At 71.2% G+C, this 25,522-nt stretch carries 18 protein-coding genes and 1 riboswitch; of the genes, 14 read left to right on the forward strand and 4 right to left on the reverse strand.

Annotated elements, in window-relative coordinates:
- Positions 1–102: 102 nt before the first annotated feature.
- The 9 genes from HNQ73_RS04935 to HNQ73_RS04975 all read left to right on the forward strand — a co-directional run bounded on the left by HNQ73_RS04935 (position 103) and on the right by HNQ73_RS04975 (position 14,838).
- Positions 103–2,595: a sensor histidine kinase gene (locus HNQ73_RS04935; RefSeq protein WP_183332837.1), complete on the forward strand. Its 2,493-nt coding sequence runs from the start codon at positions 103–105 to the stop codon at positions 2,593–2,595.
- 29 nt (positions 2,596–2,624) lie between these two features.
- Complete coding sequence (gene tsaE / locus HNQ73_RS04940; RefSeq protein WP_183332839.1) at positions 2,625–4,211, forward strand: tRNA (adenosine(37)-N6)-threonylcarbamoyltransferase complex ATPase subunit type 1 TsaE; 1,587 nt, start codon at positions 2,625–2,627, stop codon at positions 4,209–4,211.
- Between the two features lie 21 nt (positions 4,212–4,232).
- Positions 4,233–4,979, forward strand: a complete 747-nt coding sequence (locus HNQ73_RS04945) for a nucleotidyltransferase family protein (protein WP_244649883.1) — start codon at positions 4,233–4,235, stop codon at positions 4,977–4,979.
- Between the two features lie 2 nt (positions 4,980–4,981).
- On the forward strand, positions 4,982–8,146 hold the full coding sequence (addB, locus tag HNQ73_RS04950) for a double-strand break repair protein AddB (RefSeq protein ID WP_183332843.1): 3,165 nt from the start codon (positions 4,982–4,984) through the stop codon (positions 8,144–8,146).
- The gene (addA, locus tag HNQ73_RS04955; RefSeq protein ID WP_183332845.1) at positions 8,143–11,652 is read left to right on the forward strand and encodes a double-strand break repair helicase AddA; all 3,510 of its coding nucleotides are present in this window, start codon (positions 8,143–8,145) and stop codon (positions 11,650–11,652) included. The genes addB and addA overlap by 4 nt, the downstream gene beginning before the upstream one ends.
- A 136-nt stretch (positions 11,653–11,788) precedes the next feature.
- On the forward strand, positions 11,789–12,109 hold the full coding sequence (gene trxA / locus HNQ73_RS04960) for a thioredoxin (protein ID WP_183332847.1): 321 nt from the start codon (positions 11,789–11,791) through the stop codon (positions 12,107–12,109).
- Between the two features lie 100 nt (positions 12,110–12,209).
- Positions 12,210–12,743 (forward strand): bifunctional adenosylcobinamide kinase/adenosylcobinamide-phosphate guanylyltransferase, encoded by a 534-nt coding sequence (cobU, locus tag HNQ73_RS04965; protein ID WP_183332849.1) that lies wholly within the window; start codon positions 12,210–12,212, stop codon positions 12,741–12,743.
- Positions 12,740–13,354, forward strand: coding sequence for a cob(I)yrinic acid a,c-diamide adenosyltransferase (cobO, locus tag HNQ73_RS04970; RefSeq protein WP_183332851.1), 615 nt, complete (start codon positions 12,740–12,742; stop codon positions 13,352–13,354). Before cobU ends, cobO begins: the two co-directional genes overlap by 4 nt.
- Positions 13,354–14,838 (forward strand): cobyric acid synthase, encoded by a 1,485-nt coding sequence (locus HNQ73_RS04975; protein ID WP_183332853.1) that lies wholly within the window; start codon positions 13,354–13,356, stop codon positions 14,836–14,838. Before cobO ends, HNQ73_RS04975 begins: the two co-directional genes overlap by 1 nt.
- Here HNQ73_RS04975 and HNQ73_RS04980 read toward each other — a convergent pair.
- Positions 14,835–15,695, reverse strand: a complete 861-nt coding sequence (locus tag HNQ73_RS04980) for an ABC transporter substrate-binding protein (RefSeq protein WP_244649885.1) — start codon at positions 15,693–15,695, stop codon at positions 14,835–14,837. The two genes, HNQ73_RS04975 and HNQ73_RS04980, sit on opposite strands and share 4 nt — an antisense overlap.
- Positions 15,696–15,818: 123 nt before the next feature.
- A riboswitch (cobalamin riboswitch) is annotated at positions 15,819–16,011 on the forward strand.
- A gap of 34 nt (positions 16,012–16,045) precedes the next feature.
- Between HNQ73_RS04980 and HNQ73_RS04985 the strand changes: the two genes are divergently transcribed.
- From HNQ73_RS04985 to HNQ73_RS05005, 5 genes are all read left to right on the forward strand, one after another.
- Positions 16,046–18,022, forward strand: a complete 1,977-nt coding sequence (locus HNQ73_RS04985) for a TonB-dependent receptor plug domain-containing protein (RefSeq protein ID WP_183332855.1) — start codon at positions 16,046–16,048, stop codon at positions 18,020–18,022.
- Positions 17,997–19,067: a FecCD family ABC transporter permease gene (locus HNQ73_RS04990; protein ID WP_373284861.1), complete on the forward strand. Its 1,071-nt coding sequence runs from the start codon at positions 17,997–17,999 to the stop codon at positions 19,065–19,067. Before HNQ73_RS04985 ends, HNQ73_RS04990 begins: the two co-directional genes overlap by 26 nt.
- Positions 19,064–19,852: an ABC transporter ATP-binding protein gene (locus HNQ73_RS04995; RefSeq protein WP_183332857.1), complete on the forward strand. Its 789-nt coding sequence runs from the start codon at positions 19,064–19,066 to the stop codon at positions 19,850–19,852. The genes HNQ73_RS04990 and HNQ73_RS04995 overlap by 4 nt, the downstream gene beginning before the upstream one ends.
- 90 nt (positions 19,853–19,942) lie before the next feature.
- A complete protein-coding gene (locus HNQ73_RS05000; RefSeq protein WP_183332859.1) occupies positions 19,943–20,578 on the forward strand; it encodes a TetR/AcrR family transcriptional regulator in 636 nt (211 codons plus the stop codon).
- Positions 20,579–20,657: 79 nt separating this feature from the next.
- On the forward strand, positions 20,658–22,622 hold the full coding sequence (locus HNQ73_RS05005) for an SDR family NAD(P)-dependent oxidoreductase (RefSeq protein ID WP_183332861.1): 1,965 nt from the start codon (positions 20,658–20,660) through the stop codon (positions 22,620–22,622).
- Here HNQ73_RS05005 and HNQ73_RS05010 read toward each other — a convergent pair.
- From HNQ73_RS05010 to HNQ73_RS05020, 3 genes are all read right to left on the reverse strand, one after another.
- On the reverse strand, positions 22,549–23,478 hold the full coding sequence (locus tag HNQ73_RS05010) for an NAD-dependent epimerase/dehydratase family protein (protein WP_183332863.1): 930 nt from the start codon (positions 23,476–23,478) through the stop codon (positions 22,549–22,551). The genes HNQ73_RS05005 and HNQ73_RS05010 overlap by 74 nt on opposite strands.
- Entirely contained in the window at positions 23,475–24,506 is a 1,032-nt protein-coding gene (locus HNQ73_RS05015) for an MraY family glycosyltransferase (protein WP_183332865.1), read from the reverse strand. The genes HNQ73_RS05010 and HNQ73_RS05015 overlap by 4 nt, the downstream gene beginning before the upstream one ends.
- A gap of 98 nt (positions 24,507–24,604) precedes the next feature.
- Complete coding sequence (locus tag HNQ73_RS05020; RefSeq protein ID WP_244649887.1) at positions 24,605–25,477, reverse strand: MBL fold metallo-hydrolase; 873 nt, start codon at positions 25,475–25,477, stop codon at positions 24,605–24,607.
- Between the last annotated feature and the right edge of the window lie 45 nt (positions 25,478–25,522).

Here is a 25,522-nt window from a genome sequence, read left to right on the forward strand (position 1 = left end):
CTTTTGTTAACCACTTCCTGCAGAAGTCGTTGAAACGCTACAGTGGCTCGATTCGCGGCCTGGGCGAGCGCGTGCGCGCGGCGCGGAAGCGAGGATCGGACGATGCAGGGAGCAACGAGGGCTGGCGAACGGCGGGAGAGACGCGCCTCCCGTGCGATCCCCGCACTCTCCTGCACCGCCCTCGGCATGAGCCTCGCCAGCCTGCCCTCCCCTGTCGCAGCCGAGGACCTCGGCTCGCTTCTCGGCCGGGCCACGCCGCAGGATTTCGCCGGCCTTGCCCTCGTGCTCGGCCTCATCGCCTTCGCCACCACCACCGCGCTCGTGCATCTGAGGGAGCGTCGCCGCTGGGCGCGGCAGGAGGCGCTGCTGGCGCGCGAGAACGAGGAGCTGCGCGCCCGCGCCGACCGCGTCGCCTTGCTCGTCGCCACCGAGCCCCAGCTTCTCGTGAGCTGGCACGGGCGCGATGCCGAACCGGAGATCGAGGGCGACACGAGCATCTTCGGCGAGGGCATCTCCGGCCGGCGCGTGCTCGCCTTCGGCTCCTGGCTGCCGGCCGCCGGCGCGCAGGCGCTGGAGCGGGCGCTGGAGCGCCTGAAGGAGCGCGGCGAGCGCTTCCAGATGAACCTCAGGGCCACCAGCGGCGCCTATTACGAGGCCGAGGGCCGCGCCATCGGCGGCCGCGCCGTACTTCGCCTGCGCGAGGTGACCGGCGACCGGCTCGACCTGCTGCGGCACCGCGACGCCCTCGCCGAGGCGCGGGCCGAGAACGACGCGCTCGCGGGCGTGCTCGACAGCCTGCCGGTGCCCGCCTGGCGCCGGGACGCCGAGGGCAGGCTCACCTGGGTCAACCGGGCCTATGCCGAGGCCGTCGAGGCCGCCGACGCTGCCGACGCGGTGAGCCGGGGGCTCGAACTGCTCGACGCGCCCACACGCAAGGCCATCGACCGGCAGCGCGCCGAGGGCACGCCGTATCAAGACCGCGTCACTGCCGTCGTCGCGGGCGCGCGGCGCGTGCTTGACGTGACCGAGACGCCGAACGGCGACGGCTCCGCCGGCGTCGCCATCGACGTGTCCGAGCTTGAGGCCGTCCGCTCCGATCTCGAACGGCAGATGGCGGCCCACGTGCGCACGCTGGACCAGCTGCCCACCGCCGTCGCCATCTTCGATGCGAGCCAGCGCCTGACCTTCTGGAACGCCGCCTATCGCGAGCTGTGGCAGCTCGACGCCGCCTTCCTCGAATCGGGCCCGACAGACGGGGAGGTGCTCGACGAGCTGCGCGCCCGCCGCCGTCTGCCGGAGCAGGCCGATTACCGAGCCTGGAAGGCGGACGTCCTTGCCGCCTATCGCTCGATCGAGCCGCAGGAGCACTGGTGGTACCTGCCGGACGGGCGCACACTGCGCGTCCTCGCCAATCCCAACCCCAAGGGCGGCGTCACCTACCTGTTCGACGACGTGAGCGAACGGTTCAACCTCGAATCGCGCTTCAACGCCCTGCTGAACGCCCAGGGCGAAACGCTGAACTCGCTGCGCGAGGGAGTCGCGGTCTTCGGTTCCAACGGCCACCTCAAGCTCTGCAACCCCGCCTTCGGCCACCTGTGGCAGATCTCGGAGGACATGCTGGGCGAGCTGCCGCACATCGACGATGTCATCCGCCACTGCGGGGCCATGGCGCCACAGCAGGAGGCGTGGGACGTCATCCGCGGCGCCGTCGCCGGCGTGCACGACACGCGCACCGGATTTGCCGCGCGCATGGAGCGCCGCGACGGCACGGTCATCGACTGCGTCACCGCACCGCTGCCGGACGGCTCGACACTCCTCACCTTCACTGACGTCACGGCGAGCGTGGAAGTGGAGCGGGCACTGAAGGAGAAGAACCAGGCCCTCGAGCAGGCCGCGCGCCTGCGCGACGACTTTGTCCACCACGTCTCCTACGAGCTGCGCTCGCCTCTGACCAACATCATCGGCTTCGTCGAGCTGCTCGACGCCGAGACGGTCGGCCCGCTCAACGACAAGCAGCGCGAATACGCCTCGCACATCACCAAGTCGTCGGCGGCCCTGCTCGCCATCATCAACGACATCCTGGACCTCGCCAGCATCGACAACGGCGCCATGGCGCTGACCTGCGAGGAGATCGACATCCGCGAGACGATCGACGCTGCGCTCGCCGGCCTGCAGGACCGATTGGCGGAGCGCCAGATCCGCGTCGTCATCGACGTGCCGGCCGACATCGGCCGCTTCGTTGCCGACGCCAAGCGCGTGCGCCAGGTGCTCTTCAACCTGCTGTCGAACGCCATCGGCTTCTCGGAGTCCGGCCAGACAGTCACCGTCAGCGCCCGGCGCGAAGGCGAGGAGGTGGTCTTCAGCGTCAGCGACAGCGGGCGCGGCATTGCACCGGAAGTCCGCAGCCGGGTGTTCGACCGCTTCGAGAGCCACACACTCGGCTCCGGCCATCGCGGCGTCGGCCTCGGCCTGTCCATCGTGCGCTCCTTCGTGGAGCTGCACGGTGGCACGGTCTCCCTGGATTCGACACCCGGCCGCGGCACGACGGTGACGTGCCGCTTCCCCCGCGTGCCGAACCGCGCGGCAGCAGAGTAACGAGTTGGCTTTCGAGTGGACGAGGCGCGATGGCGAGTTCTCCCTTCCCGGCCGGGCAGGCCGCAGCTTCCGGCTCGCGCGGCGGCGACGCGGCGGTGACCACCTGGCAGCTCGACCTGCCCAACGAGGCAGCGACGCTGCGCCTCGCAGAAGTTCTGTGCGAGGAGCTGAAGGCGGGCGATCTCGTCACCCTCTCGGGTGATCTCGGCGCCGGCAAGACCACCTTCGCCCGCGGGCTGATCCGCAGCCTGGCGAAAGACGCCAGCCTCGAGGTGCCGAGCCCGACCTTCACCCTGATGCAGCTCTACGACACCGCCCGCCCGCCGGTGGTGCACGCCGACTTCTACCGGCTCGGCAGCGCGGAGGAGCTCACCGACCTCGGCTGGGAGGAGGCCTGCGAGGGTGCGCTCGTCCTCGTCGAATGGCCGCAGAAGGCCGAGGAGGCGCTTTCGCCCGACCGGCTCGACATCTCCTTCCACCTCCTGCCGCAGGAACCTCCCGCGCATCGGCGCGTCGTCATGACCGGCCACGGCCGCTTCGCGCCGCGGCTCTTCCGCCTGCGTGCCATCCGCACCCTGCTCGACAACGCCGGCTGGGGCGACGCCGAGCGCCGGCACATCCAGGGGGACGCCTCCTACCGCGAATACGAGCGGCTCGTGCGGCCGGACGGCGCCACCGCCGTGCTGATGATCTCGCCGCCGCGGCCGCCGGGCCCCGTCCTGCGCGGCACCAAGCCCTATCCGATCGCGGCCAAGCTCGCGCTCACCGTCCATCCCTTCGTCGCCATCGACAAGGGCCTGCGGGCGCTCGGCTTCAGCGCGCCGGACATCTATGCCGCCGATCTCGACACCGGCCTCCTGCTGCTGGAGGACCTCGGCAGCGAGCCGGTGGTGGCGGACGGCGCCCCCATTCCCGAGCGCTACCGCGAGGCAACGCTGCTGCTGGCCAAGCTGCACGGCACCACACTGCCGGACGTCCTGCCCGTCGCCGACGGCATCGACCACGTCATCCCGCCCTACGACCTCGAGGCGCTGCTGACGGAGGTCGAACTGATTATCGACTGGTACGCGCCGCACATCGGCGGAAAGGCCCTGTCCGCCGTGGCCCGCGCCCAGTTCAACACCCTGTGGACGCGCCTGCTCGCCGACATCGTGACCGGCCCCACCACCTGGACCCTGCGCGACTTCCACTCGCCGAACATCATCTGGCTGCCGGAGCGGGAGGGGCTCGCCCGCGTCGGCCTCATCGACTTCCAGGACACGGTCCTCGGCCATCCTGCCTACGACCTTGCCGCCCTGCTGCAGGATGCGCGCGTCACCGTGCCGGCGGAGCTCGAGCTGTCCCTGCTCGGTGTCTACGCCCGGGCGAGGAGGAGCCAGGATCCGCAGTTCGACGTCGGCAACTTCGCCGCCGCCTACGCCATTCTCGCCGCCCAGCGCGGCACCAAGCTGTTCGGCACCTTCGCCCGTCTCGCCAAGCGCGACGGCAAGAGCATCTATCTCAACCACCTGCCGCGTCTGCGGAGCTATCTGGTGCGCAACCTCGCCCATCCGGTGTTGTCAGAGCTGCGGCTCTGGTATGAGACGCACCTGCCGGCGCTCGTCGCCGAGTCCTGACCCCTTGAAATGTCGAGAACGATGAGTCGCACCGCCGCCCCGACACGCCGCACCGCGCCCCGCCGCGCCATGATCCTCGCCGCCGGCCTCGGCAAGCGCATGCGTCCGATCACGGCGACGACGCCGAAGCCGCTCGTGCGCGTGGCGGGACGCTCCCTGCTCGACCGGGCGCTCGACAGGCTGCAAGCGGCGGGCGTCGAGGATGTGGTCATCAACGTCCACTACCTCGCCGACCTCGTCGAGCAGCATGCACGCCGGCATAAGGGCGGACCGCGCGTGCACATCTCCGACGAGCGCCAGAAGCTTCTCGACACCGGCGGCGCCATCCGCAAGGCGCTGCCGCTCCTGGGCGAGGATCCGTTCTTCCTCCTCAACAGCGATACCCTGTGGCTCGAAGGCCCGCAGCCGAACCTTGACCTCCTCGCCGGCGACTGGGACGGGGAGCGGATGGACATCCTGCTGCTGATGGCCCCGACGGCGACCAGCCTCGGCTATGAGGGGCGCGGGGATTTCGCGATGGATCCCAGCGGGCGCCTGACGCGCCGCCCGGAGCGCGAGGTCGTGCCCTTTGCCTATGCCGGCGTCGCCATCATCAGGCCGCAACTCTTCGCCGACGCGCCGGAGGGCCCCTTCTCGCTCAACCGCATCTTCGACGCGGTGGCGGAACAGGGCCGGCTCTACGGCACACGCATCGAGGGCCAATGGCTTCACGTCGGCACGCCCGAGGCCCTGCGGGCGGCCGAAAAGCGATTTGCGACGACCGACTGACGATGGCGAGGCAGGCACCGGCACGGGTCTTCACCATCCCTCCGGGGGCACCCTTCCTCACAACCTTTGCCGATGCGCTGCTCGCCGGCCGCATCGTGCCCGGCTTTCCCGGTGACGGCGACCCGCTGACCCTCGCCTCGGCCACCATCTACCTGCCGACCCGGCGTGCCGCGCGCGCGCTCGCTGCCACCCTCGCAGAGCGGCTGCCGCAACGCACCGTGCTGCTGCCGGACATCCAGCCGCTCGGCGACCTCGACGCTGCCGAGCTCGCCCTCGCCGGCGAGGCGGAACGGGCCTTTGCCGATGCGGCTGCCCACCTGCCGCCGGCGCTGCCGCCCATGGAGCGCCGCCTCATCCTCACCCGGCTCGTACTGCAGTGGGCCCGCGCCCTCGACGGCGCCATCCTGCCCGCCGAGATGCACGAGCCGCTGCTCGTCCCTGCTTCCCCGGCGGACGCCCTCGCCCTCGCGGACGATCTTGCCGCGCTGATGGACGGGCTTGCGACCGAGGACATCCCCTGGTCGTCCCTCGCCGGCCTCGTCGAGGAGCGTTATTCGCGCTACTACGGCATCACGCTCGACTTCGTAAGGATCGCCGCCGAGATGTGGCCGGCCATCCTCGCCGAGCGGCAGGCAAGCGACCCGGCCCGGCGGCGCTCGGCCCTCATCGACGCCGCGGCGAGGAGGCTTGCGGCAGTGCCACCGGCGGGGCCGGTCATCGTCGCCGGCTCGACCGGCTCCATCCCGGCAACGGCGCGGCTCATCGCCACCATCGCGCGCCTGCCACAGGGCGCCGTGGTGCTGCCGGGGCTCGACACGTGGCTCGACGACGACACCTTCGCGCTCATCGGCGCCGGCGGCAACGACCTGACGGTGCACAACCACCCGCAGGCGATGCTCGCGCGCCTGCTTGCCACCATCGGCATCCCGCGCAGCGACGTCGCCGTTCTGGGCGCGCCCCCGCCCGCCCTCACCGCCCGTGCCCGCTTCCTCTCCGAGGCCATGCGGCCGGCGGAGACGACAGACCTGTGGGCCGAGCCGGCCCATCGCCTGCCCGAAGCCGACGTGCGGGCCGCCTTCGAGGGTCTCACCCTCGTCGAGGCGGCGGATGAGCGGGAGGAGGCGCTGTGCGCGGCCATCGCCCTGCGAGAGGCGCTGGAGGACCCGCAGGCGACCGCGGCCCTCGTCACGCCGGACCGGGCACTCGCCGAGCGCGTGGCCGCCGAGCTCGCCCGCTGGGACATTGCGGCGGAGGATTCGGCCGGCCTGCCGCTGCGGCGCAGCCCGCACGGCACGCTTGCCTGCCTCGTCGCCGAGGCGGCCGCCACCAACCACGAGCCAGCGATCCTCGCGAGCCTCATCGCCCACCCTCTCACCCGTTTCGGCTGGCCGCAGGCGACCATGGAGCGCGCCGCCCGGGCGCTCGAGATCGGCGTGCTGCGCGGCCCCGCGCCGCCGGCGGGCCTCGCCGGCATCGCCTCGGTCCTCGCCGAGCGGCGGGAAGAGGCGCGCGACCATCGCGCCCCGCGCCCGCTGCGCCGCCTGAGCGATGCGGACTGGGACCTGGCTGCAACGCTGCTCGAGCGCCTCATGGGCGCCTTCTCCGGCTTCAGCGCTGCGGAGGAGGATGAATGCGATCTCGTCGCCCTCGTCACCGCCCATCGCGCCGCCCTCGAGGCAGTGACGCGTCCCGCCGCCGACGAGCCGTCACCGCTCGCCTCGGGCGAGGCCGGAGAGGTTTTGGCCGAGGTCTTCGACGCAGCGGCCAGCGCCACGGTCGAGGGCCTCACCGGCCGCTTCGCCGACTATCCGGCCTTCTTTGCCGCGCTGATGGCTGACGCGGTGGTGCGCCGGCCGATGTCCGGCCACCGGCGCGTCAAGATTCTCGGCCTGCTGGAGGCCCGCCTCGTTGAGGCCGACCGCCTCGTCCTCGGCGGCCTCGACGAGGAGGTTTGGCCGCCGACGGCGCGCACCGACGCCTTCCTCAACCGGCCGATGCGCACGGCCCTCGGCCTTGCCCCGCCCGAGCGGCGCATCGGCCAGACGGCGCACGACTTCGTGCAGGCCCTCGGCACGCGCGACGTGGTGCTGACCCGGGCGCTGAAGCGCGGCGACGCGCCCACAGTGCCCTCGCGCTTCCTGCAACGCATGCAGGCGCTGGCGGGAGACGGCCTCTGGAAGGAGCTGCAGCAGCGGGGCGAGCGCCTGCGCCACTGGGCGGCCGCCCTCACCGCGCCGCCGGCACTCAGGCCGATCGAGCGGCCACGGCCCCGGCCGGACCCGGACCTTATTCCCCGGCGGCTCAGCGTCACCGAGGTCGAGACGCTGGTGCGCGACCCCTATGCCATCTTCGCGCGCCACGTACTGAAGCTCGACCCGCTCGACCCCATCGCCGTGCCGCCGGGCGCCGCCGACCGGGGCACGATCGTGCATGAGGCACTGGGCGCTTTCACCGCCCGCCACCCCGTGACGCTGCCCGCCGATGCGCTCGAGCAGCTCGTTGCCCTCGGCCGGCAGGCTTTCGCGCCCGTCGACGCCTACCCCGACATCGCCGCGCTGTGGTGGCCCCGGTTCCTGCGCCTTGCGGAAGCGTTCATCGCCTGGGAGCAGGAGCGGCGCGCCGACATCGACGTCGTCCAGGCCGAGGTGTCCGGCGCCCTCGTGCTCGCCCTCGCCGACGGCAGCTCCTTCCGCATCACCGCGCGCGCCGACCGCATCGAGCGCCTGCGCGACGGCCGGGCGGTGATCGTCGACTTCAAGACAGGACAGCCGCCAAGCGCGAAACAGGTCTTCGCCGGCTTCTCCCCGCAGCTCACGCTCGAGGCTGCCATCCTCGCCGCGAGCGGCTTCCGCGACATCGCGCCGGTACCGCCCGGGCTCTGCGAGCTGCTCTACATGCATGCGGGCGGCGCCCGCAAGCCGCTGGAGCCTTGCCCGGTGAAGCCACCGCAAGGCGAGACGCGCTCCGTCGCCGAGATCGTCGTCGAGCACGAGAGGAAGCTGACGAACCTGTTGTCGCGCTACGTTGCCGGCGAAATCGGCTTCGCCTCGCGTCCCTTCCCGCAGTTCGCCGGCCGCTTCGGCACCTATGACCACCTCGCCCGCGTGCGCGAATGGTCACTGGCCGGCGATGACGCCGGTGGCGGTGAATTCGGGGGCGAGGCATGAGCGGCCCGGCGCCGGGCGGGCTCCGTGTTCCGCCCAAGACAATCTACGACCAGCAGCGCGCCGCCCGGCCGGATGCCTCGGCCTGGGTGTCGGCCAACGCCGGCTCCGGCAAGACCAAGGTGCTCGCCGACCGCGTCATGCGCCTCCTGCTCGCCGGCACGGAGCCCTCGCGCATCCTCTGCCTGACCTTCACCAAGGCGGCGGCTGCGAACATGGAGAACCGCATCTTCGCCGAACTCGGCAAGTGGGTGCGGCTTGACGACGAGGCGCTCGCTGCTGCGCTCGAGAAGCTGGAAGGCCGCCGGCCGGACCGCGCCCGCCTCGCCCGCGCGCGGCGGCTCTTCGCCCACGCCGTCGAAACCCCTGGCGGCCTCAAGATCGAGACCATCCACGCCTTCTGCGAGCGCCTGTTGCACATGTTCCCCTTCGAGGCGAACGTGCCGGCACGCTTCACCGTCCTCGACGACAACGAGAGCGCCGTCCTCCTTGCCGAGGCGCTCGGCGCGGTCATGACGCAGGCGGCGCTTGGCCGCGACCGCGCCCTCGGCGACGCCCTGACCCTGCTTGCGGAAAACCATGCCGACGGCACGATCGCGGATGCGGTCCGCGAGGCGCTGAATCACCGCGCCGCGCTCCTTGCCTATGCGCGCACCCCGGCCACTTTCGAGGAGGCGATGGCCGGCCTCGCCCGTGCGCTCGGCCTTGCGGAGGGAGAGACGCCGCAGACCATCGCCCGCGCCATGTGCGAGGACGGCATCCCCGCCACCGAATGGCCCGCCATCGCCTCGGTGCTGCAGGCCGGCAAATCGACCGACCAGAAGAACGCCGAACGCCTGCTGAAGGCCTGCCAGGCCACCACCACCGAGGAGCAGCTGAAGAACTATCTGCGTCTGTTCTTCACCCAGCAGGGCAAGCCCGCATCCGACAGGACCCTTGCAACCTCCGCCGTGCCGGCCGACCTCGCCGAACGCCTGCGTGCCGAGCGCGACCGCCTGGCCGCCCTCGACGAGCGCATGAAGGCGGCGCAGACGGTGGAGCGCACGCGGGCGCTGCTGACCCTCGCCCGGGCCGTCGTCTCCCGCATCGAGGCCGTGAAGCGGGCGCGCGGCGCGCTCGACTTCGACGATCTCGTCGAGCGCACGCTGACCCTGCTCCAGCGCGCCGATGCGGCCTGGGTGCTCTACAAGCTCGATGCCGGCATCGACCACCTGCTCATCGACGAGGCGCAGGACACAAGCCCGGCGCAATGGGCCATCCTGAAGCGGCTGACGGAGGAGCTGTTTGCCGGCGAGGGCGCCGTGGGCAAGGTCCGCACGCTCTTCGCCGTGGGCGACCCCAAACAGTCAATCTACGGCTTCCAGGGTGCAGCCCCGCAGGAGTTCGAGGGCTCCGGCCGCTATTTCGAGATGCGGGCCCGCCAAGCGCGGCTTGCGTTCGAGCCGGTGGAACTCACCGTCTCCTTCCGCTCCGCGCCTGCGGTGCTGAGCGCCGTCGACGCCGTCTTCGCCATCGAGGAGCATTACCGCGGCCTCAGCTTCGCGGATGTGACGGTTGGCACCGCGCACGAGAGCGCCCGTCCCGATGCGCCCGGCCTCGTGGAGGTGTGGGAGACGGAGCGGCCGAGCGACCGCGAGGAGCCGGAGGCCTGGGTACTGCCGCTCGACGAGCTCGCCGAGAGCGCGCCCGCCATCCGCGTGGCCGAGCGCATCGCCCGCACCGTCGAGCGTCTGACGACCCGCGGTGACGACACGGGCCAGCGCTTCTCGCCCGGCGACATTCTCATCCTCGTGCGCAACCGCGGGGCCTTCTTCGAGGCAGTTATCCGCGCCCTGAAACGACGCGGCGTGGCGGTGGCCGGCGCCGACCGCCTCGATGTCGGCCAGCACATCGCGGTGCGCGACCTCGTCGCCGCCGGCCGCGCCGCCCTGCTGCCTGACGACGACCTGACGCTGGCGGCCGCCCTCAAGAGTCCCCTCGTCGGCCTGACTGACGAGGACCTCATGCGCATCGCCGCCCGGCGGGAGGACAGCGAAAGCCTCGTCGAGGCCGTGACGCGGGCCGCCTCTGCGGGCGATGCGACCGCCGCACAGGCCGCCGAGGCGCTGGCGCGGTGGCGCGACGCCGCCGCCCGCCGCGGCCCCTTCTCCTTCTACGCCGGCCTGATCGGCCCCGAAGGCGGCCGCGAGCGGCTCGTGGCACGGCTCGGCCAAGAAGCGGGCGACGCCATCGACGCCTTCCTCGCCATGGCGCTCGATTTCGAGCACCGGCACGCGCCCTCGCTGAAGGCCTTCGTCCTCTCCTTCGAGAGCGACGGGCGCGAGGTGAAGCGCGAGATCAAGCGCGACCTCGACACCGGGCGCGACGAGGTGCGCGTCATGACCGTGCATGGCGCCAAGGGGCTGGAAGCGCCCTTCGTCATCCTCGCAGACGACTGCCGGCAGCCGAGCGGCCGCCACGACCCCAGGCTCTTCGCGTTGCCCGTGCCATTGCCCAACGGCTCCGGCGGGATCACGGTGCCAGTCTGGTCGCCGAAGAGCGACGACGATCCGCCCGCCGTCGCCCGGCTGCGCGAGGCCGTGCGCAGGCGCGAGGCCGAGGAGCACAACCGCCTTCTCTACGTCGCCATGACCCGGGCGAAGGACCGCCTCGTCGTCGCCTCCTACAGCAACGCCAAGCGCGACAAAAACGGTAACTGGCCGGAACTGCCGTCCATGTGCTGGACCGCCATGATTCGCCGGGGCCTCGAAGGCCGGCTGGAAGAGGCAGAGGTGGACGGGAGCAGGGTCTGGCGCTGGCGCAGCGGCCCGCTGGACACAGCGGCGGCCTCACCGGCCCCGGCTGGAGACAAGGCCGCCGTCGTCGCGCCCGACTGGCTCGGACGCCCGGCGCCGGCGGAGCCGGAGGCGCTTCCGCCGCTCAGCCCGTCGAACGCGCTCGCTGCGGCCGACAGGCCGCACCGGCCGGCAGACGGCCCCTTCGCCGCCGATGCGCGCCTCGCCGGCACGCTCGTGCACCAGCTCGTCGAGCATCTGCCCGGCCTGCCTGCCGCGACGCGCCGCACCGCCGCTGAGCGATTCGTCGCCGTGCGGGCCGGACGCCTCGACGCCGGCCAGCGGGCACGCATCGTCGCCCAGACCCTCGCCCTGCTCGACGACCCGGCGCTCGCGCCGCTCTTCGGCCCCGGAGCGCGCGCGGAAGTCGCCGTCGCGGGCGAGATTGTCATCGGCGGCGTGCGGCGCGCCGTCTCGGGGCAGATCGACCGGCTGGCAGTGACGGACGAGGCCGTCATCTTCGCCGATTTCAAGACGAGCGCCCGCCCGCCGGCGGACCTCGCCGGCGCCCCGGTGGCGCATGTCGGGCAGCTCGCCGTCTACGGGGCGCTGCTTGCGGACATCTTCCCGGGCCGCCGCCTCGAGGCCCTGCTTGTCTACACCGCCGGTCCGCGCGTGCTGGCGGTTCCGGACGAGGCGCTTGCCGCCGCCCTCGACCAGCTCCCGGTGTTGTGAACAGCGCAAATGCCACCATATGTGGGGTCCACGTGTGGGCATGCACACAACTTGCCTTGACCGGGACCGGGCACCTTCCTACGTTCGGGGCGACTGGCGGCGCAGTTTGCGCCGCGCATACGGAAAGGAACTCATCATGGCGACCGCGAAGGTGACAGATGCGAGCTTCGAGGCTGATGTCCTGAAGTCCGCAGAACCCGTCGTCGTCGATTTCTGGGCCGAGTGGTGCGGACCCTGCCGCATGATCGCGCCCGCGCTCGAGGAAATCGCCACGGAACTGGCCGGCAAGGTCAAGGTGGTCAAGCTCAACGTTGACGAGAACCCGAACACGGCAGCCCAGTTCGGCATCCGCTCCATCCCGACCCTCATGATGTTCAAGGACGGCAAGCTCGCCGGCCAGAAGGTCGGCGCCCTGCCGAAGAGCGAACTGTCGAAGTGGATCTCGGCCTCCATCTGACGCCGAGACCAGACGGATCCCGAAAGAAGGGCCCGCGGGGCCCTTTTTTCTTGCCGAGATTGCTGTTGCCGCCGCTGTGCCGCCATGGCATGCCGGAGCCATGCAGGACACGGCACGCCCCACCGCCCACCTCGTTCTCGGCGGCGCCCGCTCGGGCAAGAGCCGCCATGCCGAGGCACTGGTCCGGGCGATGCCGGGACCGTGGATCTATGTGGCCACGGCCGAGGCCAGGGACGACGAAATGGCGGAGCGAATCGCCCGCCACCGGCAGGAGCGGGGCCCGCAGTGGCATACGGTGGAGGCGCCGCGCGCCCTCGCCGAGGCCATCGAGACCGCGCCCGAAGGCGCGCCCGTCCTCGTCGACTGCCTGACCCTCTGGCTGACCAACGTCATGCTCGCGGACGAGGATGTCGAGGCCGCCTGCCGGCAGCTTGTCGAGACCGTAGCCAGCCGGCGCCGGCCGCTCGTCCTCGTCGCCAACGAGGTCGGCTTCGGCATCGTGCCGGACAACGCGCTGGCCCGCCGCTTCCGCGACCATGCCGGCCTCCTCAACCAGCGCCTCGCCGCCGTCGTCGATGAGGTCATCCTCATGGTCGCCGGCCTTCCTCTCACCGTTAAGGGGCCCACCCAATGACAGACATCACGCCCGAGGAAGCCGCCCGCCACCAGCAGAAGATGGCCAGGCGCAAGGCCCTGCAGGACGCGAAAGTGGCGTCGAAGACGCGCGAGAAAGGCCTTCTCATCGTCAACACCGGCCCCGGCAAGGGCAAGTCCACCGCCGCCTTCGGCCTCATGCTGCGCGCCCTCGGGCACGGCTGGAAGGTGGGCGTCGTGCAGTTCATCAAGGGCACCTGGGACACCGGCGAGCGGCGTGCCGTGGAGCGATTCGCCGACCTCGTCGAATGGCACGTCATGGGCGAGGGGTTCACCTGGGAGACGCAGGACAAGGCGCGCGACATCGCCGCCGCCTCGCGTGCCTGGGACAAGGCGCGCGAGCTGATGGCACGCGACGACATCCGCCTCGTCATCCTCGACGAACTCAACATCGCCCTGCGCTACAACTACCTGCCGCTTGAGGAGGTGGTGGCGACGCTCGCGGCACGGCGGCCGGACCTGCACGTCGTTGTCACCGGCCGCAACGCCAAGCCGGAGATGATCGCGGCCGCCGACCTCGTCACGGAGGCGGCGCTCGTCAAGCATCACTTCAACGCCGGGGTGAAGGCACAGGAAGGCATCGAATACTGATGGCGACACCTGCGGTGATGATCCAGGGCACCGGCTCCAACGTCGGCAAGTCGCTGATCGTTGCGGGCCTGTGCCGCCTCTTCGCCCGGCGCGGCCTCGTCGTGCGCCCCTTCAAGGCGCAGAACATGTCCAACAACGCCGCCGCGGTGTCCGGCGGCGAGATCGGCCGCGCCCAGGCGCTGCAGGCGCGGGCCGCGCGCGCCGAGCCGACCGTGCACATGAACCCCGTGCTACTGAAGCCCGAGAGCGACCGCGGCGCCCAGCTCATCGTGCAGGGCCGGCTTCACGGTCACCTCGACGCGCGCGACTTCGGCACCCGGCGCAGGGCGCTTATGCCCTTCGTCCTCGGCAGCTTTGCCAAGGTGTGCGAGGGCGCCGACCTCGTCATCGTCGAGGGCGCCGGCAGCCCGGCCGAGATCAACCTGCGCGCCGGCGACATCGCCAACATGGGCTTTGCGACGGAAGCCGGCGTGCCGGTGGTGCTCGTCGGAGACATCGACCGCGGCGGCGTCATCGCCAGCCTCGTCGGCACCCATGCCGTGCTCGACGAGGCCGACCGCGCCATGGTGCGCGGCTTCCTCGTCAACAAGTTCCGCGGCGATGCCGCCCTGTTCTCCGCAGGCATGACGGCAATCGCCGAGCGCACGGGCTGGCGGCCGCTCGGCCTGCTGCCCTGGCTGCGGGAGGCGAGCCGGCTGCCGGCGGAAGACGCGCTCGACCTCGATGGCACCGGCCGCAAGCCAGGCGGCAGCTTCGTCGTGGCCGCCCCGGTCCTGCCGCGCATCGCCAATTTCGACGATCTCGATCCGCTGAGGCTCGAGGACGGCATCTCGCTCATCCTCGTGCCGCCGGGCCGGCCAATCCCGGCCGATGCCGACCTCATCGCCCTGCCCGGCTCGAAGGCGACCATCGCCGACCTCTCCTTTCTCAGGGACCAGGGCTGGGACATCGACATCCTGGCCCATGTGCGCCGCGGGCGGCGCGTCGTCGGCCTGTGCGGCGGCTACCAGATGCTCGGCCGCACCATCGCCGACCCTGAAGGCGTCGAGGGGGCGCCGGGCGTCGTGCCGGGGCTCGGCCTCCTCGACATCGACACGGTCCTCACCGGCGACAAGACGGTGCGGCCGGTCGAGGCCCTCCATGCCGAGACGGGCTACACCGTCACCGCCTACGAGATCCATATCGGCCGCAGCGAGGGGCCAGACTGCGTGCGGGCCCCCTTCCGCATCGCGGGCGAACGGGAGGGCGCCATGTCGCCTGACGGGCTCGTCATGGGCACCTATCTGCACGGCATGTTTTCCGCCGACGACTTCCGCAGGGCCTTCCTCGCCCAGGCGAGCGGCGGCAGCTTCCGCACCAGCCTCGCTTACGAGCGCAGCGTCGAGGAGGCGCTCGACAGGCTCGCCGCCCACGTCGGCCAGCACATGGACGTGGATGCGCTCCTCGCCATCGCTCAGGAGCGGACGCACGAGACCTCTGCCTAGCGTTCCCCGTTGACCTTGGCGCGCACCTCGGCGGCGAGCGCGTCGATGGCCGCCGGCGTCGAGGGCCCGCCGCAGATGGTGAGCCGGTCGGACAGGAACAGGCGGCGCTCGGGCGGCAGCAGCTGCGCCAGCGCCGGATGCACCAGAAAGGCCGTGCCGTTGTCGATGGCGCGGGCATCGTCCTCGTCCATCACCACGAAGTCCGGCGGGTCCATGACGAGCTGCTCGAGGCGCACCAGGCCGCCCAGCGGCAGGCCGAGGCGGGCCTGCATCGGCGTCAGCCCCATGTGTCTGAGGAGTTCGGCGACGAGCGAGCGCTCGCCGGGCACATAGCCGCGCCGGTGGAGGATGAGGACCGTGGCCGGACGCCGGGCGATGCCCTTCGTGCGCGCGAGGGCTGCGTCGATCTCCCTGACGAGCGCGTCGCCCCGCTCGGGATGGCCGAGCCGCGCCGCAACGGCCAGCAGCTGCTCCCGCCCCTCGGCGACGTCCCGCCACGGGTCGAGCACCATCATCGGCACACCGTGACGCTGGAGCATCTCGCGTTTGACGCGCGTACCATAGCGGCCACTGAGCACGAGGTCGGCCTCGTCGACCAGGATTTCCTCCCCCGTGCCGCCGTTGACCGGAAGGTCGCCGGCGCGGCCGGCGAGAAAGGAATACTCCGGATCGCGCGACAGGGGGCTGAGGGAGGCGATCTGCGCCCGGTCGGCGAGCGCCAGCAGATACTGGTCGGCGCACAGGTTGAGGGAGACGACCCGCTCGGGCCGTGCAGGCCGGCCGGCGGCAGCGGAGAAGGCCGGCGCAATGCCGAGTCCCGACGCCAGCAAGACCGCCAGTGCGAGAATGATCCTCACCGTCCGAATCCCCCATGGCCCCGAAGGACGACACTCCGCAGGCTTACGGCGCTCCTGGCCCCCGTGCAAATGCCAACGCCCCGCACATGCTGTGCATGCTTGCGACCGGGCCGCGGTCTGTCCTAAAGAGGGTGATGCGTTGGTGCCCCGCTTCGGCGGGGTGAAACGGGAACACGGTGCAAGGCCGTGGCTGCCCCCGCAACTGTGAGCGGCGAGCAGCGATTCGACGAAGCCACTGGGGCCTGAAGGCTCCGGGAAGGCCGAATCGCCGCAAGGACCCGCAAGCCAGGAGACCGGCCAGCGCGCGAGGCAACCCTGACATCCGCCGGAGGGGCGGAATGGAGGTTTTCATGACCGGGTCCACCGGCCGGGCGCTCACCGGCGCCGCATTTCTCCTGTTTTTCGTCACCCTGTCTGCCGCTGGCGCCGCCGGCGAGGAAACCATCAGCCTGCGCGAGATCGTCGTAACGGCGACGCGCGGCCCCCAGGCGGTGGCCCGCGCCGGCAGCGCCATTACCGTCATCACCGCCGAGGACATCGGCCGCTCCGGCGCTCGCACGCTCAACGACGCCCTGCGCCGCGTGCCGGGCCTCGAAATCAGCGAGACCGGCGGCACCGGCGGCACCACCGCCGTGCGCCTGCGCGGCGCAGAGGCGGGGCAGACGCTGGTGCTGATCGACGGCGTGCGCGTCAACGACCCCTCCACCAGCAGCGGCCAGTTCGACTTTTCGCTGCTCGTGCCGACGGACATCGAGCGCATCGAGGTGCTGCGCGGCCCGCAGTCGGCGCTCTACGGCTCGGATGCGATCGGCGGCGTCATCAACATCATCACCCGCAGGGGACGCGGCGAGCCGCGCGCCTCGATCGCCGCGGAGGGGGGCAGCTACGGCAGCAAGGGCCTGCAGGCCGCCGTGTCGGGGGGCGACTCGCGTTTCAACTACGCCGTCTCGCTCAACACATACGACACCGCCGGCTTCTCGCGCTGGGGCTACCGCATCGGCCGCCTCCAGGCGCAGCACCCGTGGCCGTTGGAGAACGACGGCGCACGCCGCTTCGGCCTCAGCACCCGCTTCGGCTTCTCTCCAAGCGAAGACGTGACATTCGACGTCGGTGGCTCAGCCTATTTCAATTACGCACAAACCGACGCCGCCTTCGGTGCCTTTCCCGACACGCCGTCTTCGGGCATCCAGCGCTTCGGGCAGGTGCATGCCAAGGCCACGGTCTACACCTTCGACCGTCGGCTGAAGAACACCTTCCTCGTCTATGCCAACCGCACGGCGCGCGACTATCGCTCCATCAGCTATTACGGCGCCGCGGCCGCGCCGGTGACGGACTGGTCGAAGGACGGCTTCACTGGTGGGCGCATCGGCGCCTCCTACCAGGGCGACCTCTCGCTCGACGACTTCGGCCTCTTTACTTTCGGCGGCCAGGTGGAGCGCGAGACGATGAAGACCACGAGCCAGCCTGTGCTGCCAGTGCCGGGAGCGCGCACGACGCTGGCCGACGCCGCCCAGACCACCCGCTCGCTCTTCGCCCTGCACCAGATTACCATCGCTGATCGCCTCAACCTGTCGCTGGGCGGGCGCATCGACGACATCGAGGGCGCGGACCGCTTCGCCACCTGGCGCGCGACCCTCGCCTACGACATCACGGAGAGCGACACGGTGCTGCGGGCGAGCGCCGGCACCGGCGCCAAGGCCCCGACGCTCTACCAGCGCCTCGACCCGGTCTACGGCAATGCGGCGCTGGGCTCCGAGCGCTCCTTCGGCGTCGACGCGGGTATCGACCAGAAGCTGTTCGACGGCCGCCTCACCCTCTCGGGCACGGTCTTCCTCAACCGCTACCGGGATCTCATCAACTTCCAGAGCGACCCGTCCTGCCGGCCGGACCAGACCTTCGGCTGCTTCGTCAACGTGGCACGAGCCGAGACGAGCGGCTTCGAGCTGTCGGCGAAGGCCGACATCATCCCCGGCATGCTCGGCCTCGATGTCGCCTACACCAACCTCATCGCCCTCGATCTCGGCACCGGCCTGAGACTCGCCCGCCGGCCGGAGAACTCCGCGCGCATCGGCCTCACGCTGACGCCCACGCCGGGCCTCGTCATCGCCCCTTCGCTCGTCCTCGTCGACACGCGCTATTCGTCCGCGCATGAGCAGGACAGGCTCCCGCCCTATGCCCGGCTCGACCTCTTCGCCTCCTATGATGTGTCGGAGCGCGTATCGATCTTCCTGCGCGGCGAAAACCTCACCAATGCGCGGTATGAGGAGGTGAAGAACTTCGGCACGGCAGGACGCTCGGTCTATGCCGGCCTCAGGGCCACCTGGTGAGGCGATGGACGGGGAGCGGGCAAGGACAGTCGAGGAGGCGGCGGCCCATCGCCCCGGCCGCTGGCTGGTGCCGGCGCTTGTCATTCTCCTCGTGGCGTTCTCCGCGCTCTCCCTCATGCTCGGCCCGGCGCGCCTGACGCCCGCTGCCGTGATGGATGGGCTCCTCGGCAACGGCGGAGTCGCGGTCGTCGTGCGCGACATCCGCCTGCCACGCACCCTGCTCGCCATCATCATCGGGGCGACGCTCGGCCTCGCCGGCGCCGCCCTGCAGGGCCTGCTGCGCAACCCCCTCGCGGCGCCGTCCGTGTTCGGCGCGCCGCAGGCGGCGGCCCTCGGCGCCGTCGTTGTCATCTACTTCGGCTATGCGGAGGTCTATTCGCCGGCTCTGCCGCTCGCCGCCATCGCCGCTTCCTTTCTGTCGGTGCTGGTCGTCATTCTCGTCGCCGGCGAGAGCGCGAGCCTCGTCGTCCTCGTCCTCGCGGGTCTCGCCATCTCCAGCCTCGCGGGCGCCGCCACCTCCCTCGCCATCAGCCTGTCGCCCAACGCCTTCGCCGTGACGGAGATCGTCTTCTGGCTCATGGGCTCGCTGGAAGACCGGACGATGCGCCACGTGGCGCTGGTGAGCCCCTTTGCGCTCGTCGGGGCCGCGCTCCTGCTCTCCCAGGGCGGGGCACTGCGCACGCTGGCGCTCGGCGAGGAGGCGGCGCGCAGTCTCGGCGTCGATGTGCGCCTGCTGCGCCTGGCCATCGTCACCGGCGTCGCCGTCGGTGTCGGCGCAAGCGTGGCGGTTGCGGGCACCATCGGCTTCGTCGGCCTCGTCGCCCCGCACATCGTGCGCCCGCTCGTCGGTCACGATCCGCGCCGCACGCTGGTGCCGGCAGCTCTCGCGGGAGCGGTGCTGCTGACGGCGGCCGACTGCGCCGTGCGCGTCATCCCTTCCGCCAGCGAGGTCAAGGTCGGCGTGCTGACCGCCATCGTGGGCGTACCCTTCTTCCTCTACATCATCCTGCGCCGGCGGGCGGAACTGGCGGGAGCGCCCGCATGACCGGCCTGCCCCTTTCGGTCCGCGGGGTTGCTGCCCGCCTCGGCGGCCGTCAGGTGCTCGACGGCGTCGACCTGACGCTCGCGCCCGGCAGCCTTACCGCCATCATCGGCCCGAACGGCGCCGGCAAGACCACCCTGATGCGGGTGATGGCCGGCCTCGTCCGGCCTGCGGCAGGCACCGTCCTCCTCGGCGAGCGGCTGCTTGCGTCGCTGCCGGCCCGCGAACGGGCGCGCGCCATCGCTTACCTGCCGCAGGGCGGCAGTGTCGCCTGGCCGCTGCCGGCGGCAGACGTGGTCGCCCTGGGGCGCGTACCCCACGGCGGCGGGCCGGCAACAGGCCGGACGGACCCCGCCGTCAGCCGCGCCATGCGTGCCACGGACAGCGAGGCCTTCGCCGATCGGCCCGTCACCGCGCTCTCGGGCGGCGAGCGGGCGCGCGTCCTGCTCGCCCGCGCGCTCGCCGTGGAGGCACCGGTGCTCATCTGCGACGAGCCGGTCGCCGCCCTCGACCCGCGCCACCAGCTCGCGGTGATGGGCGTGCTCGCCGACGAGGCGCGCAGGGGCCGGGCCGTCGCCGTCGTCATGCACGACCTCGCCCTGGCAGCGCGCTACGCCGACCGGGTGGCCATCCTGGCCAGTGGGAAACTGGTCGCCGCCGGCACGCCGCAGGCGGTGCTGACGCCTGCCATTCTGGCCGACGTCTTCGGCGTCCACGCCCTGCACGAGGAGCGGCCGGACGGCCTGCTCGTCCTGCCCTGGCGCCCGCTTGCGCCAGGCTCCGTTTGACGGGTGAGAAGGAACGTCATACCTCTAGCCGAAACTCCCCGCCCGGCGAGCGGTCGGGGCATTCGGTTCGAGAGAAGTCGATCACCTGCCATGACGGACGGCAGCCCCCGCCCGGACACCCGCGAGCGCATCATCGCCGCTGCCGAAGAGCTCTTTCGCGACATCGGCTTCCAGAAGACGACCGTCGCCGACATCGCGCGGACTCTCTCCATGAGCCCGGCGAACGTCTACCGCTTCTTCGCCTCCAAGCAGGACATCAACGAGGCGGTGGCCCGGCGCATGACGGGCCGCAAGCGCGCCCGGCTCGAGGCTATCGCCAGCGAGCCCGGCAGCGCCCGAGCGCGCATGCGACGCATGCTCGCCGAGATGCACATCATGATGGCCGAGTTCGCCGACGCGGATGCCAAGATCCAGGAGATGGTGGCCGTCGCCATCGCGGAAAGCTGGCGGGTTATCCACGATCACATCCGCGACATCGACACCATCATCACCAGGCTCGTGCGCGAGGGCCTGGAGGCCGGCGAGTTCCGCGGCGTCGATCCGGAGGTGGCCGGCCCGTGCGTTCGGGCAGCGATGACACGTTTCTGCCATCCGAGCGTGCTGGTCATGTGCCGTGACATCCCGCAGCCTACCCTCGACGAGCTCATCGACTTCATCCTGGCCGCCCTCGGTGCGGAGCGGCAGGAGGCGTCGCATCCGGCCTGCGAGACGGTGCGGGCCTCCTGATCCACCCCTTCGGGCGCGTTGACAAACCGCCCTGCCGGGCAGATACCCCGCTTCACCCAACCAGAACGGCTCCAGATTCTTGTCCCGACTCCTGGCGAAGAAGACGCTGATCATCGTCCACGACATCGCCGCGACCATCCTTGCGGTGGTGCTCGCCTTCGCCGTGCGCTTCGAAGGTGCGCAGTTCAGCGAGCGCCTGGCGCTGCTGCCGCACGTCCTGCTCGTCTTCGTGCCTATCGCGGCCGTCACCTACTGGTACTTCGGCCTCTACCGGTCGCGCTGGCGCTTCGCCTCGCTGCCCGACCTGTCGAACATCTTCAAGGCCGTTACCATCCTGGCGCTGGCGCTGCTCGTCGGTGACTACGTCCTTGCCTCGTCGCGCTTCTACGGCTTCTTCTTCTTCGGCAAGATCACGATCGCGCTCTACTGGGTGCTGCAGATGTTCCTGCTCGGAGGGCCGCGGCTCGCCTGGCGCTATCTGAAGTACGCCCAGTCGCGACACAACATCGAGCGGCAGGATGCGACCGCCTCTCTCGTCCTCGGGCGCAGCGCGGAGGTGGAGGTGGCGCTGCGCGCCATCGAGAGCGGCGCCTTCTCCAAGATCGCCGCCAAGGGCATCCTCTCGCCGCGCGAGTCGGACCTCGACCAGGCCATCCGCGGCGTGCCGGTACTCGGCACCTTTGCCGACCTCGAACAGGCCATCTCCGACCTCGCCGAGCGCGGGGTGAACGTCCGCCGCCTCGTCATGACGCCGAGCGCCATCAACGCGCCCGAGGCGGACGCCCTGCTCGCCCGGGCGCGGCGCCTCGGCCTGCCGCTGTCGCGGCTGCAGGGCCTCGACGAGGAGGGGGTGCGCGATCTCACGCTCGCGCCCGTCGATATCGAGGACCTCCTGTTGCGCCCAACGGTGGAGATCGACAAGGCGCGCCTTGCCCGCTTCATCCGCGGCAAGCGCGTGCTGGTCACGGGCGGCGGCGGCTCCATCGGCAGCGAGATCTGCGCCCGCGTGGCCGCCTTCGGCGCCGACGCGCTCTACGTGCTGGAAAGCTCGGAACCGGCGCTGCACGCAGTGACCGAGCACCTTTCCGTCCTCGATGCCGCGACGCGCATCGAGGGCGGCATCGCCGACGTGCGCGACCGCGAGCGCATCGAGCACATCTTCCGCCAGTTCGCGCCCGATGTCGTGTTCCACGCCGCGGCGCTGAAGCACGTGCCCTATCTGGAGCAGGACTGGAGCGAGGGCATCAAGACCAACGTCTTCGGCTCCGTGAACGTCGCCGACGCCGCAGTCGCCGTCGGTGCGCGCGCCCTCGTCATGATCTCGACCGACAAGGCCATCGAACCCGTGTCGATGCTGGGCACCACCAAGCGCCTCGCCGAGATGTACGCCCAGGCGCTCGACGCCGAGACGGCCAACGGCGGCAACGGCACGCGCCTCATTGCCGTGCGCTTCGGCAACGTGCTCGGCTCCGTCGGCTCCGTGGTGCCGAAGTTCAAGGCCCAGATCGCCCGCGGCGGGCCCGTTACCGTCACCCATCCGGACATGGTCCGCTATTTCATGACGGTGCGCGAGGCGGCGGACCTCGTCCTCACCGCCGCGTCCCATGCGGATGCAGAGGGGCGTACCGCCCCGGGCACCGGCCGGCGCGCCGCCGTCTACGTCCTCAAGATGGGCCAGCCGGTCCGCATCTACGATCTCGCCGAGCGCATGATTCGCCTCGCCGGCTTCGAGCCCGGTGTGGACATCGAGATCGCCATCACCGGCGTGCGCCCCGGCGAGCGGCTGCACGAGATCCTGTTCGCGCGCGATGAGCCGATGATGGAAACAGGCATCGAAGGTGTCATGGCGGCCGAGCCGATCTTCGCCGACAAGGAGAGGATGGCCGGCTGGCTGGCGCGGCTCGCGGACGCCACCCGCACCTACGACCGGGCCGCCGCCGAGGCGGTGATGGCCGAGGCAATTCCAGAGTTCAGCCGCCGGCAGCCCCAAGCCGTCGCAGGCCTTCCACCGTCGGCAGGGCAGGCCGCCAGCCGAGCCTCGTGAGCCGCCCCGGCTCGACGACGAGCGCGCCGGCCAGCCTTTCCAGCATGTCCTGCCGGCCGGCGAGCCGCAGCAGCCCCGCAATCCATCGCTCGTCGACACCGACGAGGCCCGGGCGCCGCCCCATCCCGGCGCGGAGCGCCGCAACGATCTCCGGCAGAGAGACCGGCTCTGCATCCGCCACGAGCATGGGGCCCGACAGCGGGGCAGGCGCGGCGAGCACGTGCACGATGGCATCGGCAAGATTCTCGACCGCCAGCAGCGAACGCCGGGCGCCGAGGCCGCCGAAAGGCAGCGGAAGCGGCAGGCGCGCCAGCCTGACGAGCGCCCCCATGTTGCCGGCGACGCCCTTGCCGTAGACCAGCGCGGGCCGCAGCGACACATGGTCGATGCCCCGCTCGGCGAGGCCGCGCTCGGCGGCGAGCTTGGAGCGGCCATAGGCGTCGCCCGGGGCCGGCGCATCATCGTCGCGCACGGTCACCGGGGAGCTTGCCCCGCACTGGGCGCGGACGGAGGAGAGAAAGACGAACCGGCGCACGCGGCCGGCGGCGGCATCGGCCAGCGCCAGCGTCGCATCGGTGTTCACCGCCTGGTAGCGCGCCTCCGGCACATCCGGCCCCACATGGGCAATGCCGGCGCCGTGGACGACGGCGTCGACGCCCTCAAGCGCCGGCCCCCAGTCCACCGGCGCGGCAAGGTCGCCGATGAGGAAGGGCTCGGTGCCGGGCGGCGCGCGACCCGCATCGCGCACGGCGGCGCGGACGGCGTAGCCCGCCTCGCGCAGGGCCGCGGCCACATGCCGGCCGACGAAGCCCGAGGCCCCGGTGAGGAGGATGGTGCCGCACCCGCCCGCCGTCATGCCGTGGCCATGCCCGCGCGCGGGCGGGAGAAACGCAGCAGCACGAAGCCGACGCCCGCCGCCCCGAGGCCGACGATGGCTGCCTGCAGCGCCGGCGCGCTGGCGCCGAGCGAGAACGCGGCGAGTACCGCAAGGTACAGGTTGAGCACCAGCACCTGTCCGACAACGGAGGGCACCGAATAGCCGTTGTCGGTGGCGCGCTGGTAGAAATGGCTGCGGTGGGCCTGCCACACCCGCTCTCCGCGCACGAGGCGCCTCAGGAGCGTCAGCGTCGCGTCGGCGAGATAGTAGAGCGGCAGCAGGATGGCGGCGGCGAGTCCGCCGCGGCTGGCGAGCACGAGGAGCAGGTAGCCGGCGATGAGCCCGATGGGCAGGGAACCGACATCGCCCAGGAAGAGCCGCGCCACCGGGCGGTTGAAGGGCGCAAAGCCCAGGAGGCCGCCGAGCAGGGCAGCTGCGAGGACGCCCTCGGCCGGCGGCAAGACGCCCGCGAGCGAGAAGGCGGCGAGCACGGCACACAGCGGCGAGAACTCCACCACCGTCATCAGGTCCAGCCCGTCCATGAAGTTGACGAGATTGACGAACCAGACACCGGCGAGCACCAGCACGGCCTGCTCCACGCCAAGGGGCAGCCAGTCCGGCCCGAGGCGCTGCACGTTCGTCGCCGCGACGACCACGAGCGCGACGGCGGCGAACTGCACGCCCAGGCGCGGCAGCACCGGCAGCGGGCGGATGTCGTCGAAGGCGCCGAGCCCCGCGAGAACGACGGCGGAAAGTGCGACGGCGAAGAGAGCGGCAACAGTCCCGGCATCGAGTGGCGGCAGGCCGAGCATGGCGGCAACGGCACCGACGGCGAGCGCGGCCGCGAGCACCGCGATGCCACCGCCCTGGGGCGTCGGGATACGGTGGCTCGAGCGGGCATTGGGGCGTGCCAGCGCATAGCGCTGCAGCAGCGGGCGCAGAAGAACGATGGCGACGGCCGCCAGGAGGGCGGCGCCGAGGCAGGTGGTGGCGAACAGCGCCGTCACGTCGCGCTCCGATTACGAACCGCCCCGTTCCGGGCCGGCGGCGCGACAATAGCCGATGGCGGCGCAGCCGCAAGCATCAGGCGAACGGCGGCAACACCTCAGGCGGCCGCGCGGGCCGCAGTAAGGTGAATCTCCTGCCCCTCGCGCGCCACGAAGGAGCCAGGCATCATCATGTCGAGGCGCCGCTCCATGTCGGCGAGATCGGCGTCCGTATGCCAGGGGTGGAGATGGAAGGCGGCCAGCCGGCCGACGCCTGCCGCCCGGCACAGGGCCACGCCTGCATCGCAGGTCGAATGGCCCCAGCCGCGGCAGCGGCAATATTCGGCCTCGGTATACATGGCGTCATAGATGACGAGGTCGGCATCGCGGACGAAGGCAAGCAGCTCCTCGTGCGGCCAGGGGCCGAGCTCGTCGTGCTCGATGTCACTGACATAGCAGACCGAGCGCCCTCGGTGATCGAAACGATAGGCCGTCGCGCCGGAGGGATGCTGCAGCGGGCAGGTGCGGACCTCGACGCCGTCATCGAAGGTCAGCGTCTCGCCGGCATGGAAGCCGACATGCTCGATGGTCGCCGGCAGTTGCGCGAGCTTCACCGGAAAGAGCGGCGGCGCGAACAACCGGTCGAGCGCCACCTCGGCGGTTTCCCCTCCGAGATTGCCGCAATAAAGCCGCAGCGTCGTGCCCTTCATCAGCGCCGGCCGGAAGAAGGGCAGGCCGATGACGTGGTCGAGATGTAGATGGCTCAGAAGCAGGTCGATCTGCGCCGGAGCGTCGGCACCAAGCGCCTGTCCGAGGCGCGTGATGCCGGTGCCGGCATCAATCACGAACAGGCGCTCGCCACAGCGGACCTCAACGCAGGCCGTGTGGCCGCCGAACGCGCACACGTCCAGTCCCGACACGGGATGCGACCCCCGCACGCCCCAGAAGCGGACGCTGAGATCACCCTCGGCGGGTTTGTTGTCCATAGCCATCTGACGTTCTTACTTTAGAATAGCCGCAAACGACGTGCGCTAGCG

Origin of the sequence: Chelatococcus composti, assembly GCF_014201415.1 — a bacterium.
Classification (GTDB): domain Bacteria; phylum Pseudomonadota; class Alphaproteobacteria; order Rhizobiales; family Beijerinckiaceae; genus Chelatococcus_A; species Chelatococcus_A composti.

Excerpts from the sequence above, each read along its gene's own strand:
- HNQ73_RS04935 (WP_183332837.1), top strand. The coding sequence starts at position 103 with ATGCAGGGAGCAACGAGGGCTGGCGAACGGCGGGAGAGACGCGCCTCC.
- tsaE (WP_183332839.1), top strand. The coding sequence starts at position 2,625 with ATGGCGAGTTCTCCCTTCCCGGCCGGGCAGGCCGCAGCTTCCGGCTCG.
- HNQ73_RS04945 (WP_244649883.1), top strand. The coding sequence starts at position 4,233 with ATGAGTCGCACCGCCGCCCCGACACGCCGCACCGCGCCCCGCCGCGCC.
- addB (WP_183332843.1), top strand. The coding sequence starts at position 4,982 with ATGGCGAGGCAGGCACCGGCACGGGTCTTCACCATCCCTCCGGGGGCA.
- addA (WP_183332845.1), top strand. The coding sequence starts at position 8,143 with ATGAGCGGCCCGGCGCCGGGCGGGCTCCGTGTTCCGCCCAAGACAATC.
- trxA (WP_183332847.1), top strand. The coding sequence starts at position 11,789 with ATGGCGACCGCGAAGGTGACAGATGCGAGCTTCGAGGCTGATGTCCTG.
- cobU (WP_183332849.1), top strand. The coding sequence starts at position 12,210 with ATGCAGGACACGGCACGCCCCACCGCCCACCTCGTTCTCGGCGGCGCC.
- cobO (WP_183332851.1), top strand. The coding sequence starts at position 12,740 with ATGACAGACATCACGCCCGAGGAAGCCGCCCGCCACCAGCAGAAGATG.
- HNQ73_RS04975 (WP_183332853.1), top strand. The coding sequence starts at position 13,354 with ATGGCGACACCTGCGGTGATGATCCAGGGCACCGGCTCCAACGTCGGC.
- HNQ73_RS04985 (WP_183332855.1), top strand. The coding sequence starts at position 16,046 with ATGACCGGGTCCACCGGCCGGGCGCTCACCGGCGCCGCATTTCTCCTG.
- HNQ73_RS04990 (WP_373284861.1), top strand. The coding sequence starts at position 17,997 with ATGCCGGCCTCAGGGCCACCTGGTGAGGCGATGGACGGGGAGCGGGCA.
- HNQ73_RS04995 (WP_183332857.1), top strand. The coding sequence starts at position 19,064 with ATGACCGGCCTGCCCCTTTCGGTCCGCGGGGTTGCTGCCCGCCTCGGC.
- HNQ73_RS05000 (WP_183332859.1), top strand. The coding sequence starts at position 19,943 with ATGACGGACGGCAGCCCCCGCCCGGACACCCGCGAGCGCATCATCGCC.
- HNQ73_RS05010 (WP_183332863.1), bottom strand. The coding sequence starts at position 23,478 with ATGACGGCGGGCGGGTGCGGCACCATCCTCCTCACCGGGGCCTCGGGC.
- HNQ73_RS05020 (WP_244649887.1), bottom strand. The coding sequence starts at position 25,477 with ATGGCTATGGACAACAAACCCGCCGAGGGTGATCTCAGCGTCCGCTTC.